At 63.0% G+C, this 18096-nt stretch carries 12 protein-coding genes; 5 read left to right on the plus strand and 7 right to left on the minus strand.

The genetic code is table 11. The features are described 5' to 3' along the window. Positions 1–107: 107 nt before the first annotated feature. The 4 genes from ACI3K3_RS10960 to ACI3K3_RS10975 form a co-directional block, all read right to left on the minus strand. A complete protein-coding gene (locus ACI3K3_RS10960; RefSeq protein ID WP_404913620.1) occupies positions 108–1058 on the minus strand; it encodes a FecR family protein in 951 nt (316 codons plus the stop codon). A gap of 93 nt (positions 1059–1151) precedes the next feature. Next, a complete protein-coding gene (locus ACI3K3_RS10965; protein WP_404913622.1) occupies positions 1152–1670 on the minus strand; it encodes a sigma-70 family RNA polymerase sigma factor in 519 nt (172 codons plus the stop codon). A gap of 205 nt (positions 1671–1875) precedes the next feature. After that, on the minus strand, positions 1876–3291 hold the full coding sequence (locus tag ACI3K3_RS10970; protein WP_404913624.1) for a family 43 glycosylhydrolase: 1416 nt from the start codon (positions 3289–3291) through the stop codon (positions 1876–1878). A gap of 53 nt (positions 3292–3344) precedes the next feature. After that, on the minus strand, positions 3345–3590 hold the full coding sequence (locus ACI3K3_RS10975; protein ID WP_404913626.1) for a hypothetical protein: 246 nt from the start codon (positions 3588–3590) through the stop codon (positions 3345–3347). Positions 3591–3762: 172 nt separating this feature from the next. Between ACI3K3_RS10975 and ACI3K3_RS10980 the strand changes: the two genes are divergently transcribed. Continuing rightward, complete coding sequence (locus ACI3K3_RS10980; RefSeq protein WP_404913628.1) at positions 3763–6432, plus strand: glycoside hydrolase family 2 TIM barrel-domain containing protein; 2670 nt, start codon at positions 3763–3765, stop codon at positions 6430–6432. 105 nt (positions 6433–6537) lie between these two features. On the opposite strand, the gene ACI3K3_RS10985 is transcribed toward ACI3K3_RS10980, so the two are convergent. Both ACI3K3_RS10985 and ACI3K3_RS10990 read right to left on the minus strand, forming a co-directional pair. Continuing rightward, complete coding sequence (locus tag ACI3K3_RS10985; protein WP_404913630.1) at positions 6538–7830, minus strand: DUF2264 domain-containing protein; 1293 nt, start codon at positions 7828–7830, stop codon at positions 6538–6540. A 2-nt stretch (positions 7831–7832) separates the two neighbouring features. Continuing rightward, positions 7833–8789, minus strand: a complete 957-nt coding sequence (locus ACI3K3_RS10990) for a DUF4861 family protein (protein ID WP_404913632.1) — start codon at positions 8787–8789, stop codon at positions 7833–7835. 224 nt (positions 8790–9013) lie between these two features. On the opposite strand from ACI3K3_RS10990, the gene ACI3K3_RS10995 reads away from it, so the two are divergent. The 4 genes from ACI3K3_RS10995 (at position 9014) to ACI3K3_RS11010 (ending at position 17177) form a co-directional block, all read left to right on the plus strand. Next, a complete protein-coding gene (locus tag ACI3K3_RS10995; protein WP_404913634.1) occupies positions 9014–11890 on the plus strand; it encodes a TonB-dependent receptor in 2877 nt (958 codons plus the stop codon). 81 nt (positions 11891–11971) lie between these two features. Continuing rightward, a complete protein-coding gene (locus tag ACI3K3_RS11000) occupies positions 11972–13114 on the plus strand; it encodes a glycoside hydrolase family 105 protein (RefSeq protein ID WP_404913635.1) in 1143 nt (380 codons plus the stop codon). A gap of 12 nt (positions 13115–13126) precedes the next feature. Then, positions 13127–13963 (plus strand): 5-dehydro-4-deoxy-D-glucuronate isomerase, encoded by an 837-nt coding sequence (gene kduI, locus ACI3K3_RS11005; RefSeq protein WP_404913637.1) that lies wholly within the window; start codon positions 13127–13129, stop codon positions 13961–13963. A 73-nt stretch (positions 13964–14036) separates the two neighbouring features. Continuing rightward, a complete protein-coding gene (locus tag ACI3K3_RS11010) occupies positions 14037–17177 on the plus strand; it encodes a glycoside hydrolase family 2 TIM barrel-domain containing protein (protein WP_404913639.1) in 3141 nt (1046 codons plus the stop codon). Here the strand turns inward: ACI3K3_RS11010 and ACI3K3_RS11015 are convergent. After that, positions 17174–18079 carry a LysR family transcriptional regulator gene (locus tag ACI3K3_RS11015; protein ID WP_404913642.1) on the minus strand — a complete coding sequence of 302 codons (906 nt, stop codon included), beginning with the start codon at positions 18077–18079 and terminating at the stop codon, positions 17174–17176. The genes ACI3K3_RS11010 and ACI3K3_RS11015 overlap by 4 nt on opposite strands. Between the last annotated feature and the right edge of the window lie 17 nt (positions 18080–18096).

Consider the following 18096-nt stretch of genomic DNA (forward strand, 5'->3'; position numbering starts at 1 on the left):
CGGGGCGATATTGCAAGGTGTTCGCAATATTGGTTCACGGGATTGACGCTTGGGTCGGCACTGCACCCAAGCCAGGAGGCGAAAAAAAACTGAATCGAATGCGGAATTCAGCGCGTGCCCGATCGCAAGAGCACTATTCCACCGGGCAGATTGGCCAGCTCCAACCCACGCATCGCGGCCAGAGTATCCAGCGCTTCGTCCGGACGGTCAGTGCGAAAGCTCCCGCTGATCGGCGTTTCGTCAGACAGGCTACCCAGGACGATCACCGGCGCCTTTCGGTAACGCGCAATGGCGCGGATCGCCGTCTGCAAGGGCACGCCGCGCAGCAGCAGTTCACCACGCCGCCAGCTGCCGATCCGATCGAGGGGGAGGGGCGCCATCGGCAGGGCATTGCCCCTTGGCCCGAACGCCGCCCTCTCGCCTTGATGGAGCACGAAATGCCCCGCGCTTTCCAGTTCGACGGCGCCGTGCGTGACGCTTACCAGGGTCTGCGATCCGGTATCGTCGACCTCGAAGGCCGTTGCGACATCCCTGACCACACCGCGCGCCGCCTCAACGCGGAAAGGACGCTGGTCGCCGTGACGCACTGCGAACCAGGCGCGGCCTTTCAGCAGCCGGATCGTGCGGCGATCGCCGGCATAGTCGATCGTGATCGCACTATCGCTGTCCAGCACCGCGCGGGAGCCGTCAGCCAATGCGATTTCGCGGACCTGGCCCGCTGCTGTCGTCGCATCCGCACGCGCCCATATCCATGCCGTCGGGGCGACGAACCATGCGAGCGCCGCTGCTGCCGCCACGGGCAGCAGGCGATACGGCCACCGGCGCGCTTTCGCCGGAGATTCCTTGCCGGTATCGGCAAATGCGCTCTCCAGAACCGCAAGGTCCTGCCAGGTCCGTCGCTCGTGCAGGAATGCCGCACGGTTGCGCGGGTCGGCTGCAGTCCAGCGGTCGAGCGATTGCAGGTCCGCATCCGACATCGCCCCGGACGCAAGGCGCACTACCCATGCGCGGGCCTGTTCGCCGCGCATGTCCACCGTGTCGCCTCCCTGCCTGCCCATGTTGATCCTGATCGCTCTGCCCATGATGGTATTTAGACGTGCGGGGTGTGATGGCACCCAACTTATCAATTATGAATACCCGTCTTCACGCATTCAGGTTTCCGGATCGCGCCCATCCCGTGCCGCAGCCAACGCGGCCAGAGCACGCCTGATGTGGTTTTCGACCGTCGTGGCGCTGATCCCCAACCGCCGAGCAATGGCCTGCTGGCTTTCCCCTTCGAACCGATTGAGCCGAAAAATAGTGCGGGTCGGTTCGGGCAATGCCAGCGCAGCGGTCCGCACCCTTTCCAGCATCTGCGTCGAATCGACGATGCGATCCTGCCCTGGAGCGTCATCGCTGTCGGTAAGGATATTCTGCACTTCGTCGGCCAGACGGCCACGCCGCTGCTGCGAGCGTCTGAAATCCAGCGCGAGATTGCGCGCCAACCGAAACAGGTAAGCCCGCTTGGAAAGGATCGAACGGGTATCGTCCACGCTCTGCACTTTCAGCCACATGGACTGAACGACTTCCTCCGCATCCGCAGGATCGTCGACAAGCCGCTCCACACGGCGCAACAGGGCGCTGCGCTCTGTTATGATCAGACTGGCAAGTACGGCAGAATTGGCGCCCATACGCGGCGCACTAATGCTATTGCGACCGATATGCAATATAGCGGGTTTGCCGGATCGTGTTTCGGCAGGGCCCTTCTGTCCCTTCTTCACCCACCGGGCCGGGTCGCGCTGACAGGAGACTTTCGACTGCCGACCGAGGGATATCCGCCGTTTCGCTGTCGCTAAGACCGATGAGAGATCATTTACATCCTAAGGGGCAACTATCCTATTGGCGCACCTGAAGGCGGTCGAACGAGATTGCATGGCCATTGCTACCAGACCTTTGCCCCGCTTTATTCACCCAATACCAGCTATCGCCCACAACCGAGACCTGCATGGTATAGGCGCCGCGCGGCAGAAGCGGCGTGACGAACTTGACGCTCGAAACGGGGTATTTCGAATACATATCGACTGTAGATGAAAGCACTTCATCGCCTTGACTGTTGCGGACGATGATGCGGGCATAGCCTCCATCGGGACGTGCGAGGCTGTGCAAGCTGGCCTGAGTGCCCGTGAAAGCCACCGATAACGATGCGCTTTTATCGATAGTCATGCGAGGGCCTGGCTGGTCTGCAACCGCTTGCTGCCAGACCCCCACGAAGTGCACGCGCGGGTCGAAGGCGGTAATCGTTTCGCTCTCAGCTGATGCTGGCCGGACGGTGCCGGTTGCCGTGTCGATCCGCCAGGCGTCGTGATACGCCGGCATGACCACGCTATCGCCATCCACCTCTAGCGGTTGCCAAACATAGGTGGCGGCGCTCGCCTGGCGCGGATAGGACCACCGGTCACCCATGAACATGAAGGTCGTATCACGGGAGCCCTCGACCGGCAGCACGAAAGTAACCTGCGAATTCCAGGTCAACGTACCTTCCGGTGCAATCATCCCTTGACGAGTCCAGGGACCGCGCAATGACTTGGCAGTATAATAGTAGTTGTCGTTTCGCTCCCAGCCCGTCAGGTGAGATCCCAGGAAATAATAGATGTCGTCCTTGCGGAACATGGCCGGCGATTCAAATCCATGCGCCATGGCCTCATTGACATGTTCTCGAACGCTTCTGTAGTCGTCGGCCAGACGGTAGATGTCACCGCCGTGCAGCAGTATATAGCCGGCTCCGTCCTCGTCCTGGAATGTACCCATGTCCCACTTCCTGATGGGCTTGCCGTCGATCAGCAGGGGGCCATGGAAGGTGTACGGGCCGGTGACGTTCGTTGCGGTAGCGTAGCCCACAAACTGCCCACGATAGTCGATCGCATCAGCGTGCATGAACATCACATATTCACCGGTGCTGGGCGATCGCATGACCTTGGGCCGTTCGCCAACGGTATTCGGCCCCAGCGGCCCGGATTGCTGCACCGGCAGCGCGATCTTCTCGAAACGCCAGTTGATGAGATCCCTGGAAGAATAACAGTTGAACGCGGCAAAGGCATTGGTCATGTCCTCGTGCGCTTCGCCGAAGAGATAATAGATGTCGCCGTCCTTGATGATGCCCGCGCCATGTGCGCTGACGGGAACGCCGCGCTGATCGAACCAGGGCGTACCTGAATGGACAGCGTCATAGCGTCCCGGTGCTTGGGCGTACGCCGGAAGCGCAAGGCAGGAAAGCATAAGCAGCGCGGATGTATGCCAGTAGGTCAATGCCATCACCTTAATCCTGTCAGCTTTCACTAAGGTACCTTTCATGGCAGGCGATTCCGTCACTGCTGCGTTTCCGGCGCCTCGGGTCCGTGGAATTCGATTTCGGCGATCGCGAGGTTCCAGCCCGGAGGGATCGCGTCGGCGCCGGTGTCTCCGGCCTTGCGGGCGGTATCGAGTTCGACGACGTTGCCGAAGGCGTCGCGGTCGGCAACCGGGCCGGTCAATTCGATGCGTACTCTGGTTCCGCGGGTCGGCAGCCCGGCTTGCGCACTGTCGGGAACGCCGGACGCCAGTCCACTTTTCATACCCGTCCTCTCCCTCCAGCCGTTCCGCAGGAAGCGCGTCTGCACTTATCTGACCAGAAAGGCCTGCCAATTAGTGGTTGGTATTTTCATATGATGGGATAAGCCGAAATCAAAGGCAAGCGCTGCGACCTCAGCGGCGCAACTGGCCTGACCAGTGAAGGGAGAGATCGATATGCGTTCCGGAAACCGCGCCGGCAGCGTCAGCCTCCTCGCCATGGGAGCGTTGCTGTGCTGGGCAGCGCAAGCCGAAGCGCGCGAGGAGATGGTGCGCCGGACGATGGCGCTCGATGCCGATTGGGCTTTTCATCTGGGCAACATTCAGGAACGGGTGCAGGACGGGAGCTTAGATGCGTCCGGATGGGAGAAGGTATCGCTGCCGCACAACTGGAACCGCATGGGCGGCACCGCGCAGCGGCGAGAGGACTACCAGAACGTCAAGGGGCAGGGCTGGTATCGCCGCAGCTTCCCGACGCCGGAAAAGCTGGGTGACCGGCATGTCTGGATACAGTTCGATGCCGCCAGCGTCATCGCCGATGTCTGGGTAAACGGCGTCCACTTGGGGCGCCACGCCGGGGCCTTCGCGGGCTTCCGTTTCGACGCGACGAAGGCGTTGAAGCCGGCGGGCGACAACCTGCTGGTCGTTCGGGTGGACAACAGCTCGCCTCGGGAAAAGGGATCGCCGACGGCAGACGTGATCCCGATGAACGGTGACTGGCCCATGTACGGCGGCCTCTACCGACCTGCGTCGCTGATCGTGACCGGCCCGCTGCGCATCGCGATGGAGGATTTCGGCGGTCCGGGTATCTATGCGAGCACCGAGACTGTCGAAGGCGGCAAGGCGCGCGTCCGGGTGCTTGCGCGGCTGGAAAACGGCCTGCCGGGCTCTGCCAAGGGTAGCGTGCAGACCCGGATACTCGATCGCGAAGGCAGGGTCGTGGCGGGCGCGACGACGCCCTTCGGCATTGCCGCCGGCAGCGGATCGACGGCGCGGGCGGAAGTGGAGCAGCAGTTGGCTGTCGCCGATCCACATTTGTGGGAGGGCGTCCGCGATCCCTACCTCTACCACGTGAACGTGCGCCTGCTCGACCGCGCCGGGCGCCAGCTGGACGAAGTCGAACAGCCGCTGGGCATCCGCACGATGCGGATCGATCCGGAAACCGGGTTCTGGCTCAACGGTCGTCAGGTTCCGTTGCACGGCGTCTCGCGCCATCAGGACCGGCCCGGCAAGGGGTGGGCGATCACGTCTGCGGACATTGCGGAGGATACCGCGATCATCAGGGAAATCGGCGCCAACACCGTGCGCCTGGCCCATTACCAGCATGCGGACGAAGCCTATCGGCAGATGGATCAGGCGGGCATGGTGGTCTGGGCGGAAATCCCGCTCGTGGACCGTTCGGCGCCCTGGTACTCGGAGACGACGACCGAGGCTTTCGCCGCCAATGCCGAGCAACAGCTGCGAGAGCTGATCCGGCAGGAATACAACCATCCCTCCATCGCCGTCTGGTCGATCGCCAACGAGGTCAATCTGGAAGCCGCCAAGGGCCGCGGCACCTCGAACGCGCGACCCTTGCTGGAACGCTTGCAGGCGGTGGTCCATGCCGAGGATCCGCTGCGTCCCGCCACGCTGGCGGATTGCTGCGGGACCATTGCCGAGGAAAACAGGCCCGGCCTCGACAGCGTGGCCGGGATAACCGACGTGATTGGGTACAACCGCTATCATGGCTGGTATGGCAACAAGGTGGACTTCCTGGGCCGCGATCTCGATCGGGTCCATGCTCGCTTTCCGCGACAGCCGATCTCGATCAGCGAATATGGCGCTGGTGGTGCGCTGACCCAGCATACCGACGACCCGCAAGGCGGCCCGATCGCCGCTTTCGGGCGCCCTCATCCCGAGGAATTCCAGAGCTGGCTGCTGGAGGAAAGCTGGAAGCAGATCGCCGCGCGGCCCTATGTCTGGGCCAGCTGGGTGTGGAACCTGTTCGACTTCTCGAACGAGTTGCGGCTGGAAGGCGATCTTACCGACACCAACGACAAGGGCCTCGTCACTTTCGATCGCAAGACCCGCAAGGACGCGTTCTATCTCTACAAGGCTAACTGGTCGCCGGAACCGACCCTTTATCTGGCCGAGCGGCGGCACACGGCGCGGCCCTATCCGGTGGTGGACGTGAAGGCCTATGCCAATACCGGGACTGTCAGTCTTACCCTCAACGGCAGGCCGCTTGGCGAGGCGCGCTGTGAAGTCGGCATCTGCCGCTGGCCGGGCGTGACGCTGGCACCGGGAGAAAACCGGCTGGAAGCGAGCGGGACGCGCGACGGCAAACGGGTTTCCGATGCCATGGTCTGGACCTTCGAAGGCAAGCCGGGCCTCTATCGCATCCGCGCGGGGACCCTGGAGCAGCAGCGGGCGCCCGATGGCGTGCTCTGGGGCTCGGACGTCTTTTCTACGGGTGGCCAGGGGCATTTCCGTGATCGTCCCTCGATGGCGCGCGGCGGGGAGCCGGGGCCGGTACAGCCGGTGCTCGGTACGCAAAGCCAGGCGCCTTATGGGAGCTGGCGCGAAGGTGACTTCAGCTACACCATTCCGGTACCGAACGGGCGCTACAAGGTTCGGCTCCACTTCTTCGAGCCGGACGACAAGCTTGGCGCGGGAGCGCGGCAGTTCGAGGTTCTGGCGGAAGGCCGCAAGGCTGCCCTGATTGACGTACGCCGTGAAGCGAAAGCATCCTGGACTGCATTGACCCGCAATATCCCGGTGACCGTTGCTGATGGCAAGCTCGACCTGGCATTCAAGCCCATCGTCGGCTCGGCGATCGTCTCGGGCATCGAAGTGCTGCCGGAATGAAAAAGGGGCCGGTCCTTGAGGGATCGGCCCAATGCCCTTCGAGGTTCCCGCCTCTTGGGGCGATGCCGCCGCGCCGGGAGGAGTGGCGCGGCGGCGGCTTCTCTCTCAGATGTCGACGTAATAGTCCTTGGGAAAGTCCAGCCCGCTATAGGCTTTTCGCATAGTCCAGGGTTGCGCCTCCGCTTGCCAGTAGCTGTCGCTGGCGGGCAGGCCGAGTGCCAGCAGGCTCTCGGTGGCGATATACATGCTGCCTGCGTTCGAATAGACGTCGCCCAGGCTGGGCTGGTGCCGGGCGAAACCGATCGTCAGGAAGCCTTTGGGATCGAAGTTGCTGGGGTCGGCGAAAATGCAGCGATGCGTTGCAAGCGTGGCCGCCCGGACCTGACCTTCCGGCAGCTTGGCGTGAAGCAGCTTCTTCCAGACCAGATAGGCGAGCGGCTGATGGATCGCCGTGCGGTAGGTTAGCGACCGGCCGACCGGTGGAAACGCGCCGTCGGGGCCGATCATGCGTTCCAGCACTTCGCCGAAGCGCTGCATCCGCTTTATTTGCGTTGCCAGCCGCTCTGCAGGGTCGAGTTTGTTGAACTTGACGCCGGTGCGGACGAGCACGTCCAGGATCTGCGTAAGCATCGGCTGGATGACGTAGCTGTTATACATGTCGAAGTGAAAGTGCTCGCCGTCGCCGTACCAGCCGTCTCCGACGTACCATTCTCCGAACTTGCGGAGGGCAAGGTCGATGCGGATCGGATCCCACTGGGCGCCGACCGACAGCAGGAAGGCCTCGTTCATGGCGGCAAACAGCAGCCAGTTCGTATAGGGCGGTGTCACGCGCCTCAGGCCCTGGATCTCGGCGATGATCCGCGTCTTGGTGGTCGCGTCCAGCGGATCCCATAGGGTCTTCGGCGCACGCAGGAGCGCGCTCGTGAAATAGGCGGCATCGACCAGTGGCTGGCCTTCCGCGCTCCACAGCAGATAGTCCGGGCTCTTGGGATCGACGCTGTGGACGTAGCTTGCCAGCGCCTGTTCCCGCAACCGGCCGCGCAGGCGCGATTCCGCACGGCCATCGTCGGGCAGGGCGAGCCACGGAGCGAGCCCATCGATCAGGCGGCCGAATGCCTCCAGATAGGCGACCTTGGGATTGCGGCCATCCCAGCTTGGGCTGAGTTCCGGCGCCCACTCCTGCTGAAGGTGCCCCTGCGCCATGCGGGATAGCACCGGCGTCGCCATCCGTTCCAGCAGGCCAAGCATATAGGCGCGATCTTCCGTTCCCGTATGAAGCCCGGCCTGGTCCGCTGGCTTTTTCCCCACGGCACGGCCAGCGGAGGCACTGGTCGAAAACGCTGCCGTTCCCGCCACGGCGCCGGCCAGCATCGCGCGGCGATCAAGATTCATGGTCATGGTCAGTCCTTCGGAATCGTGAAATCGAGCGTTTGAGAAGCAGCGTAGGCGTCCCACGCCTCCCGCGTCGTGAACATGTCCTGCCCCTTGCTCCACGCGCTGCCCGAATAGTAGACGAACGGCTTGCCAGGCTTGACGTTGAGCAGGACGAGGTAATTGTCCGCATCCTGCTTCACTTCGGCGATCATGCCGGGATCGACGCGAACGGCGATGGCCATGTGCCCATGCGCGCCGTCTTCAGGCCCCCACCAGGAGATCAGCCCCTTGGCGCGGTCAATCGTCACTTCGCCATCGCGTGTGCCGGTCGTGCGTTTTCCGACACCGACCCCGACTATCAGCGGCGCCGTGGAATCTGATTCCAGCGTGGAGACCAGCCGCGTGAAATGCGTACCCAGTGGCAGCGTGAAGCGCCGCGTTTCCCAGACCTTGCGACCCACATCCACCGGCCAGGGAGCATAGTCCACGCTGAAATCGGCCTCTTTCCCGCCGGACTTGAGGATACGCGCGCGCACGTAATTGCGGGAGGTCCACAGCTTGTTGTCTTGCCAGATTCCCAGCCCGCCGGCGCCGCGCCCGGTGCCGACGTTGTAGAAGTCCACGCCTTCGCCGTGATAGCCGTGCTGGTCGCCGCTACGGAGCTGCCGGTCGGCGAACGGCCATGGTACGTTCTTGCCCCAGCTGTCGATGCCCGACCCGGACGGCGGTTCGGCTGCTTCCAGCGCGCGGGCATAGATCCGATGCGCGGTCTTGTCGTTTTCCCAGAGAAGGTCGTCATAGCGATAGGGCGCGAACTGGACGGCGGCTGCCGGCGTCCTGCTCTTGGGCGGGGGAAGCGGCTTATCGACCTTCAGCTGCAGGTTGCCGCGCTGCTGGGCGTATAGGCCGGCCGGCATGCAGGCCATCAAGACCGACAATCCCGCCGCGATTCCGCTGCGCGCGGCTCTGCGCATCTCCCCCATGATCTCTCCATTATCTGTATGCCAACCTGATAAATTGCTATTCGGCGTTTGCCAAGGGCTTAGGAGGGAATGACAGGCGGCCTAAGTAAAGATGCTTAATGATTTGGCGTCATCGCGGCACATGCGGCGGATTTCCGCGAGACTAGTCCGACAATTGACAAGCGAGAATAGTTATATGACAACTAGCTTGTCACGCGACGAATCGCGGATGTGGGAGGATGTTCATGAGGGTGGTTACAACCGCAACATCGATGGCAAGCGCTCTGGCAATTCTGGCGGCCTGCAATGCAGCCTGCGCACAGGAAACTGCCGTATCTCGCGCTTCGGGCGAGGAGCCGAAAGCCGTACCGGATAGCGCTTCAGCGCCGGCGACCGAGGAAATCGTCGTCACCGGATTTCGCAAAAGTCTTCAGCAAGGGATCGAACTGAAGCGCGAAGCCATCGGCGTGCGGGATTCCATCGTCGCGGAGGATATCGGCAAGTTTCCCGAGGCCAACGTCGCGGATTCGCTACAGCGCATTCCCGGCGTGTTCCTTTCCAGGGACGGCGCCTCCAACGAAGGCCAGCGCATCAGCATCCGCGGTCTGGGTTCCGAATTCACCGTCACCACCATCAACAGCGCGCCCGTTCACACCACGTCGTCGCAGAACGTCGGGTCATCCACACGCGACTTCAATTACGACGTTTTCCCATCCGAACTGTTCGGACGGGTGGACGTCTACAAGTCGCCGCTGGCCAATCTTGAGGAAGGCGGCATAGGTGGCAATGTAGATTTGCAGACGCCGCGTCCGTTCGACAGCGCGGGACGGGTGATCCGCTATACCGCGCAGGCCAACTACAACACCCAGTCGAAGAAGTGGCAGCCGCGCGGATCCTTGCTGTTCAGTGATACCTGGGGCGATTTCGGCGTTCTCGTGGGGGCGGCCTATGCCAAGAACGTCAACGAGCGCTCGGGCTTCCAGTCCACCGGCGGCTACAACTCCTCCGCGATCGGATCGCTGGCCTATCAGGGCCCGACGACCGTGGGCGGCCCCTTCCAGTTCCAGATGGACCTCGACAATCCGCTGGCGAACTATGGCGATCTGACGCGGGAACAGATCAACAATGCCTATATGCCCCGTTTCTACCGGGTGTTTACCTCGAACAATACACGCGAACGTATCGGTCTGGTCGGGTCGATCCAGTACAAGACCGATCGCCTGGACGTCAGCGTGGACGGCATATTCTCCGAACTGAAGGATGAGGCAGACGAATTCACCTTCGGTGCGGCGGTCCGCAATTCCCGCACGGTGCCGGGCACAACCAACGCCCCAGGGGTTGGCACGAATTCGGGCATCATCCCGCTCGACGTGAAGATCGACGAATTCAACAATCTCTACGGCACGTTCGGCAATACCAGCTTCATCCAGGAAAGCTTCTTCCGAAACGCGCGGACCCGCTTCAAGTACGGCATCGTCCGCGCCGTCTACGACCTCACCGACAATCTGAAACTGTCGGCGCAGGGCAATCTCAGCGACAGCAATGCGCGCTATACCGCCAATCGCATCACCAGCAATATCTACGGGATCACCAGCACTTTCGATCCGACCGGCAACGTCACTTATCCCACGATCAGTTCGCCGGTCGATTTCACCGATCCCGCCAACTTCACCGCGCCGGGCCTGGGCTTCACGCTCAACCGAGAGATCGACACGGAAAAGACAGCTCGCGCGGTTGTGGACTGGGATCTTGTCGACGATGGTGACCGCACCTTCGCGGTCAAGCTGGGCGGCAGCTATGTGGACACCGGCAAGGAGATCTCGCAGCAGGACGGGAGCAGGATCGCCTCGGCCCAACTTGCCGGGCTGGACGTGTTCTCCAACATGGACCCGTACATCCAGTTCGGCCGGATCCGCGATGGTGGCAACTCCGGCTATCCTTCGCAATTCGCCACGTTCCCGCGCTCTTTCGTCATGGACGATCTGGACGCCAATGCTGCCAACGCAGCGGCGCCGGTCAATCTCAATGGCGCCTTCAAGGCCAACGAGATCGTCAAGACCGCGTTCTTCGAGGCCAACTTCACCTTGCCGGTCTTTGGCAAGGAACTGCGCGGCAACGTGGGGATGCGCTATTCCGACACCTCCACGATCATTCACAACTACCAGAGCGCCGGCGCGGGGGTGTTCCTGCCGCAGCGACGCGAGGGGGGCTATGACAACTGGCTGCCATCGGCCAGTCTTGCCTACGACGTTACCGACAAGATCGTCGTGCGCGCTTCCGCCGGCAAGACGATCACCCGCGCGGCGCTGACGGCGATTGCCGGCGGCACCGTCGTGCCCAACGTGTTCAATGCCGACGTCACGGTAGGCAATCCGAACCTGCGGCCGCAGATGGCGACGCAGTTCGACGCGGGCGTGGAATGGTACTTCGCGCCGGGCGGGCTGCTCAGCATCGGGGCGTTCAAGAAGGATATCGTCGACCGCGCCATGGCTGTGCAGGATTTCGTCACCTTCGGCTCGCTCGGCCTGCCGGACAGCGCCTTCAACGCCGTTTCGCTAGGCTTTCCAAGCGGCGACATTCCCGACGATTTCCTGATCCGCCGGACCCAGTACGTCAATCAGGGCGAACTGAAGCTGAAGGGGCTGGAATTCGCCTATCAGCAGAACTTCACCTTCCTGCCCAAGCCGTTCGACGGGCTGGGCTTCACCGGAAGCCTGACCCTGATCGACCAGAAGGGCGATGATTTCGTCACGACGGACGGCACCCGCGTACCGATCCAGTTCGTGCCGAAGTATTCGTACAGCGCCACCGCGTTCTATGAAAAAGGCCCCTTCGCGGTGCGCGCATCCTACAACTACCGGGCGAAGACGGGCATCACCTCCCAGAACACGGGGAACGACCAGATCCCCTATACGGCATCGCAGGGTTTCCTGGATGGCACGATCAGCTACAAGCTGAACGACATGATCGAACTGCGGATCGATGCGCTGAACATCACCAACGAGAACGTCTACATCTATTACTCCGATCCGGACGGGCCAAAGGGCAACGGCAAGTCGCGGCGGGACAATTCGTTTTTCAACGGCACGACCGTCTCGTTCGGCGTTCGTGGCAAGTTCTAAGCCACATCGCGTCTAGATCATCGCCCTTGCGCCGCTTCACCTCATCAGCTCCCGCCTGACCCCGACAGGAGAACTTGCCTCGTGAATATCCGAAACCTGTTCCCCGCCGCACTGATCTGTGCCGCCTTGGCTACGCCCGCCGTTGCGGCACCGAAAGCACAGTCTCCCGTTGCGGCGGCGGTCAAGCTGGCCGATTGGCAACTAGCCCGTCTCGACGACCTTTCCCACATCCCGCGCGCCACCGACGAGACCCGCAAGACGCGCGGGTGGGAGCAGGCCGTGTTCTGGGTGGGCATGACCGCGCTGGCCGATGCGGGTGCGCCGCCCCGCATTGCCGACGCGGTGCTGGCGATGGGCCGGCGCAACGGCTGGCGCCCGGGTGACAATCTCTATTTCGCCGACGATCAGGCCATCGCCCAGGCCTATGTCTGGGCCGCTGACCATGGCGCGGGCGCTGCGGCGCTCGCGCCGACCAAGGCGGCGTTCGACACGGTGGTGGACAAGCCGGCCATCACCACGCTGGCCTTCGCCATCCCGCCCGAAGGCTACGGCGCGACCGAGTGCCTGAAGCGCTGGTGCTGGTGCGACGCGCTCTTCATGGCGCCGCCCGCATTCGTCGAACTCTCCCGCCAGACCGGCGACAATCGCTATCTGACGTTCGCCATGAAGGAATTCTGGGCGACGACGGACTTCCTCTACGACCCGGCCGAGCATCTCTATTATCGTGACAGTCGCTTTTTCGAGCGGCGCGACGACGGGCGCAAGGTGTTCTGGAGCCGGGGCAATGGCTGGGTGTTCGGCGGGATGGCGCGGGTGATCCCGCTGCTCGATGCCGGCAGCGCCGATCGCACCCGGATGGAAGCGCTGTTCAAGGACATGGCGGCGAAGGTGAAGAACCTGCAGAAGCCGGACGGCTACTGGGCGCCCTCTCTCCTCGCTCCGGAGAATTCGCCGCCCGAAACCAGCGGCACGGCGTTCTACACTTACGGCCTTGCCTGGGGGATCAACCAGGGATTGCTGCCGAGGGCCGAGTACGAACCCGCCGTGCGCCGGGGTTGGGCGGCGCTGGAACGTGCGATCCAGCCGGACGGCCGCCTCGGCTGGGTGCAGCAGGTGGGCGATCGCCCCGATCAGGTGCTGGCCAGCGATACGCAATACTTCGGCGTCGGCGCCTTCCTCCTCGCCGCGACGGCGGTGGCGGAACTCGACCGCAAGCCGCGCTGACGGAGACGATCCTTGTTCGAAAAGACCTATCACGGGATCCACCCCGCCATGATGCAGGGCGCTAGCAACGCGGACCTGCGTGAGCGGCATCTTGTCTCCGGCCTGTTCCGTCCGGGCGAGATCGTGCTGACTTACTCGCACGGTGAGCGTTTCATCATCGGCGGCGCGGTTCCGGCGCGCGAGCCGCTGACCCTGCCATGCCAGAGCGAGCCCGCAAGCGCCGCCGGGCACCCGCTGCTGGAACGCCGCGAACTTGCTGTGATCAACATCGGCGCGGGCGCGGGTGTGGTCACGGCCGACGGGCAGGCCTTTTCGCTGGCGAAGTATGAGGCGCTTTACGTGCCGATGGGCACCGATGCGGTCAGCTTCGCGGGCGAGGGCGCACGTTTCTATCTGCTGAGCGTGCCCGCGCATGCCCCGTTCCCCTTGCGCAAGGTGGGCATGGCCGATGCCAATGTGATGCAGCGCGGTAGCCTGGAGAACTCCAACGAGCGCACGATCTACCAGCTGATCCTGCCGCACACCTGCCAGAGCGCGTCGATCTGCCTGGGGCTGACCCGTTTGGAGCCGGGAAGCGTGTGGAACACGATGCCGCCGCATGTGCATGAGCGCCGCTCGGAAATTTACCTCTATTTCGATCTGGAGCAGGACGACCGGGTGTTTCACTACATGGGCCGGCCCGAAGACTTGCGACATATCGTGATGGAGAACGAAGACGTGGTGATCTCTCCGCCATGGTCGGTCCACATGGGCGCCGGGATGAAAAACTACAGCTTTATCTGGGCGATGGCCGGGGAAAACCTGGATTACGAGGACATGGATGTCCTAGACATCTGCCAGCTGCGATAAGGGAAGGGAACAGGTGTCTCGCATGGGGAAATGGCGCGCGGCGGCGGCCGGCATCGGATTTTTGAGTGCAACGATGGCGCAGGCAGAGGCGCCGCAAGTGCAGCCGGTGCAGGTGGACCCGTCCCGGCCGGACTGGGAAAATCCGGCGGTGAACGCGATCGGCAAGCTTCCTGCCCGGGCGACCGGATTTCCCTTTGAAAGCCGCGAGCGCGCCATTGCCGGCCACCGCACCCAATCTTCCCGGTTCCTGTTGCTGAGCGGGGATTGGAAATTCGCGCTCTCCCCCAGCGCGGATGCGCTTCCGTCTGGTTTCGAGCAGCCCGGCTTCGACGTGTCGGGCTGGAAATCGATCAAGGTTCCCGCCGACTGGCAGGCGGAGGGGTTTGACCAGCCGCGCTACAACAACATCGCTTATCCTTTTCCCGCCAATCGCCCGCTGATCCCCCACGCGACCAATCCGGTCGGATCGTACCGCCGCGATGTGGACGTGCCGGCGGGGTGGAGCGGGGAAGACGTGATCCTGCACATCGGGGCGGCGGGGTCGGCCTATTCGGTCTGGGTGAACGGCCAGAAGGTCGGCTATTCGGAAGACAGCAAGCTGCCGTCCGAATTCGATGTGACGCATCTTGTCCATCCGGGCCGCAATACCGTGGCCATCCAGGTGTTCCGCTGGTCGGACGGTTCCTATCTCGAGGATCAGGATTTCTGGCGCGTATCGGGCATCGAGTGCGAAGTGTTCCTGATGGCGGCGCCGAAGACGCGGATCCGCGACTTCTTCGTCCACGCCGGGCTTGATGAGGGCTTTACCACCGGCACGCTGGCGATCGACGTCGCAGTCACCCCCGGCGCCGCCACAAGCGCGCGCTATGTGCTGATGGACGGTGACCGCACGGTTCTGGAAGGGCGCCAGGCGGTCATTGCCGGGCAGGCCGAGCGCAACGTCACGCTCACCGGCCGCCTGCCCGGCGCGAAGCCGTGGACTGCGGAAACGCCGAACCTCTATTTCCTGCTAGTCGAACTCTATGACGGCAGGGGGCGCATCCTCCAGTCGACTTATGCCCGCGTCGGTTTCCGCGATGTGGCGATCCGGGGTGGCCTTGTCACCGTGAACGGCAAGCCGATCACCATTCGCGGCGTCAACCGGCACGAGCACGATCCGGAAACCTTCCACGTCGTCTCGCTGGAATCGATGGAGCGCGACATTCAGCTGATGAAGCGGAACAATATCAACGCGATCCGCACCTCGCACTATCCCAACGACCCGCGCCTCTACGAACTTGCCGACCGCTATGGCCTCTACGTCATGGATGAGGCGAACCTCGAGAGCCACGCCTACATGGACTATGCCAACAAGCATCCGGAACGGCGGGCGGAATTCCAGCTGGGGTTCGATCCCGCGTGGAAGGACGCGCATGTCAGCCGCGCGATCAATATGCTGGAGAGGGACAAGAACCACCCCTCGGTTATCTTCTGGTCGCTGGGGAACGAGGCTGGCATCGGCCCGAACTTCGCGGCGGCAGCCGCCGCGGTAAAGGCGCGCGATCCGGACCGGCTGCTCAGCTACCTGGGCTGGGGCACGTGGGACGGCGTCAGCGACCATCGGCCGAACTGGTACGCGGATATCTACGCACCGATGTACGATCCGGTGGAAAAGCTGGTCGATTATGCCAGGAACTGGAACTTCAAGCAGCCGATGATCCAGTGCGAATACGGGCACATGATGGGCAATTCGGGCGGCAATCTGAAGGAATACTGGGACACGATTTACGCTTACCCGGAGAAGCTGCAAGGTGGCTTCCTGTGGGATTGGGTGGACCAGTCGATGTACCGCTATACCAGGGACGGACGCCGGTATTGGGGTGACGGCGGAGAATATGGCCCCAATCCGGGCGGCGATATCGAGTTCGGCGACGGTTTGCTGCAGGCGGACCGCACTCCAAACCCGGCATTGTTCGAAGTGCGCAAGGTCTATGCGCCGGTTCAATTCGACGGGGTCGATCCGGCGACGGGCCGAGTTACCGTGCGCAACCGGCACGATTTTCTCGACCTTTCCGGCTTCGCGTTCGATTGGGAACTGCTGGAGAACGGCATCGCCGTGGCCCATGGCCCCTTGCCGACTCCGGGCGTGGCAGCCCATCAGGCAGGTGTGCTCACTCTTCCGGTGGGGACGTTCCCGCGCCGCGCGGGAGCGGAGTATTTCGTGACTGTCCGCGCGCATGCCGGGGCGGGCAGCGTGCCGGCCGTCGAGGATGGACAGGTGATCGGCTGGGAGCAGTTCGCCCTCGATCCGGGAGCGCGCGCGATAACGTCGGTTGCCGCAGGGGCGGTGTCGATCTCGGAAAAAGGCGGCGCCATCGAACTCTCGGCAGGCGGAGCCAGCCTGACGGTCGATCGGGCCACCGGCCTCGTCCGATCCTACGCCCGCAACGGACAAATGCTGGCCTCGGGCGGCACGCCGAACTTCTGGCGCGCGGTGACGGACAACGACATCGGCATCGGCACCGACCGCCAACTGGCCGCATGGAAGGCGATGAGCCACGAACGCAAGCTGCTCGGCGTCACCCTCCGCCCGCTCGACGACCGGGCGCGCGAGATTGCGGTGACGTACGAACTGGGCAAGGGCGATGCCCGTTTCGAGCTTCACTACCGCATGGCGGGCGATGGCACGCTGGCGGTTTCAGGCGAGCTCACGCCGCTCAATCCCGATCTGCCGCCGCCTTTCCGTGTAGGTTTGGAATTCAGCCTGCCGACCGATCTGGACACGGTCCAATGGTACGGACGCGGACCGCACGAAAGCTATGTCGATCGCAAGACCTCGGCCCCCATCGGCCTCTGGCGAGGGCCGCTGGCGGCGCAGAACCACGACTACATCCGCCCGCAGGAAACCGGCAACAAGGTCGATGTGCGCTGGATCGAAGTCTCGGGAGCGGGCAGGGGGCTGAGGGTGGAGGGCGAGAAGCCGTTCATGGCGAATGCCCTGGCCTTCCCTTATGAGGATCTCGATCGGCACGCCCCCGGAACCTGGAAGTCCACCGACATCCGGCCGCACGATCACGGCACGCTGCTTATCGACGGCGTACAATGGGGGGTAGGCGGCGATACGCAATGGAGCGAATTCGGCAAGCCCATGCCTCAATATCGAACCCGCCTGGAACCCACGCGATTTACGTTCCGCATCACCTCATTCGACGGCGCAAAGCTGCAACCGCACTAGAGAGTTCTTTTTTCGACCTCATCGAACATTCGGCGTTTCAGCCATAGCATGCCCGCGTCCGTCGAGCGTCCGGTATGATACTGGATCATCTCGCGCATGATCGGGACGTGGACGGGTGCGGGGCGGATCTCCAGCGGGAGAAGCGGCGCGAAGACTTGCGCCAATCGCTCATGCATAAGGGCAAGAAGGTTCGTTCCCGGCAATAGCCATGGCACGATCGAAAACGAAGGCGCGATCACCTCGATCCGCCGCCTGTCATCGACAGACATGAAGTATTTGTCGGCAAATGTGGGCACGCCGGTTATTCGTACCGCAATATGGCCGCACGAGTGAAACGCCTCCTGCGTCAGTTCGGCTTTGAATACGGGATTTTCACACCAGCCAACGACGACATGGCGCTCTTCGAACAATAGCTCGCTGGGATGATCGGCGCTGAGAAACTGTTCGGGCGTAATCTGGAAATCCAGTCTGCCGTCTTCGAGTAGCGCACTCGTGTCCCGGGTCGGCAATTGAATGTTGAATTCCACACCCGGCGCTTCGCGCTTCAATTCGGGCAGCAGTGGCCCCAACAGCACCGTTGAGATGTAATCCGATGCACCGATCTCGAAACGGCGGTCCGAGGTGGTCGGGTCGAACGCGGTTGCCCCGGAAATGAGCACGCGCAGATTACGGATCGCGTCGGAAACCAATGGCGCAAGAGCCAGCGCATGTGGTGTGGCGATCATGCGCCGTCCATGCGGTACGAGAAGCTCGTCGTTCATGGCCAGACGAAGCCGCGCCAAGGCCGCGCTCATGGCGGACTGGGTGAGGTTGGCCCGCTGAGCCGCGCGGGTGACGTTGCGCTCCTCAAGCAAGAGTTCGAACGCAATCAGCAGATTCAGATCGAATTTGTCGAGGCGCATGGCGCATCCCCACCCAC

The sequence above is a fragment of the Novosphingobium sp. ZW T3_23 genome, from assembly GCF_044987305.1.
Taxonomy (GTDB): domain Bacteria; phylum Pseudomonadota; class Alphaproteobacteria; order Sphingomonadales; family Sphingomonadaceae; genus Novosphingobium.

Excerpts from the sequence above, each read along its gene's own strand:
- ACI3K3_RS10990 (WP_404913632.1), bottom strand. The coding sequence starts at position 8,789 with ATGGGGGAGATGCGCAGAGCCGCGCGCAGCGGAATCGCGGCGGGATTG.
- ACI3K3_RS10975 (WP_404913626.1), bottom strand. The coding sequence starts at position 3,590 with ATGAAAAGTGGACTGGCGTCCGGCGTTCCCGACAGTGCGCAAGCCGGG.
- ACI3K3_RS10980 (WP_404913628.1), top strand. The coding sequence starts at position 3,763 with ATGCGTTCCGGAAACCGCGCCGGCAGCGTCAGCCTCCTCGCCATGGGA.
- ACI3K3_RS10965 (WP_404913622.1), bottom strand. The coding sequence starts at position 1,670 with ATGGGCGCCAATTCTGCCGTACTTGCCAGTCTGATCATAACAGAGCGC.
- ACI3K3_RS11010 (WP_404913639.1), top strand. The coding sequence starts at position 14,037 with ATGGCGCAGGCAGAGGCGCCGCAAGTGCAGCCGGTGCAGGTGGACCCG.
- ACI3K3_RS10995 (WP_404913634.1), top strand. The coding sequence starts at position 9,014 with ATGAGGGTGGTTACAACCGCAACATCGATGGCAAGCGCTCTGGCAATT.
- ACI3K3_RS11015 (WP_404913642.1), bottom strand. The coding sequence starts at position 18,079 with ATGCGCCTCGACAAATTCGATCTGAATCTGCTGATTGCGTTCGAACTC.
- ACI3K3_RS10985 (WP_404913630.1), bottom strand. The coding sequence starts at position 7,830 with ATGACCATGAATCTTGATCGCCGCGCGATGCTGGCCGGCGCCGTGGCG.
- ACI3K3_RS10960 (WP_404913620.1), bottom strand. The coding sequence starts at position 1,058 with ATGGGCAGGCAGGGAGGCGACACGGTGGACATGCGCGGCGAACAGGCC.
- ACI3K3_RS10970 (WP_404913624.1), bottom strand. The coding sequence starts at position 3,291 with ATGGCATTGACCTACTGGCATACATCCGCGCTGCTTATGCTTTCCTGC.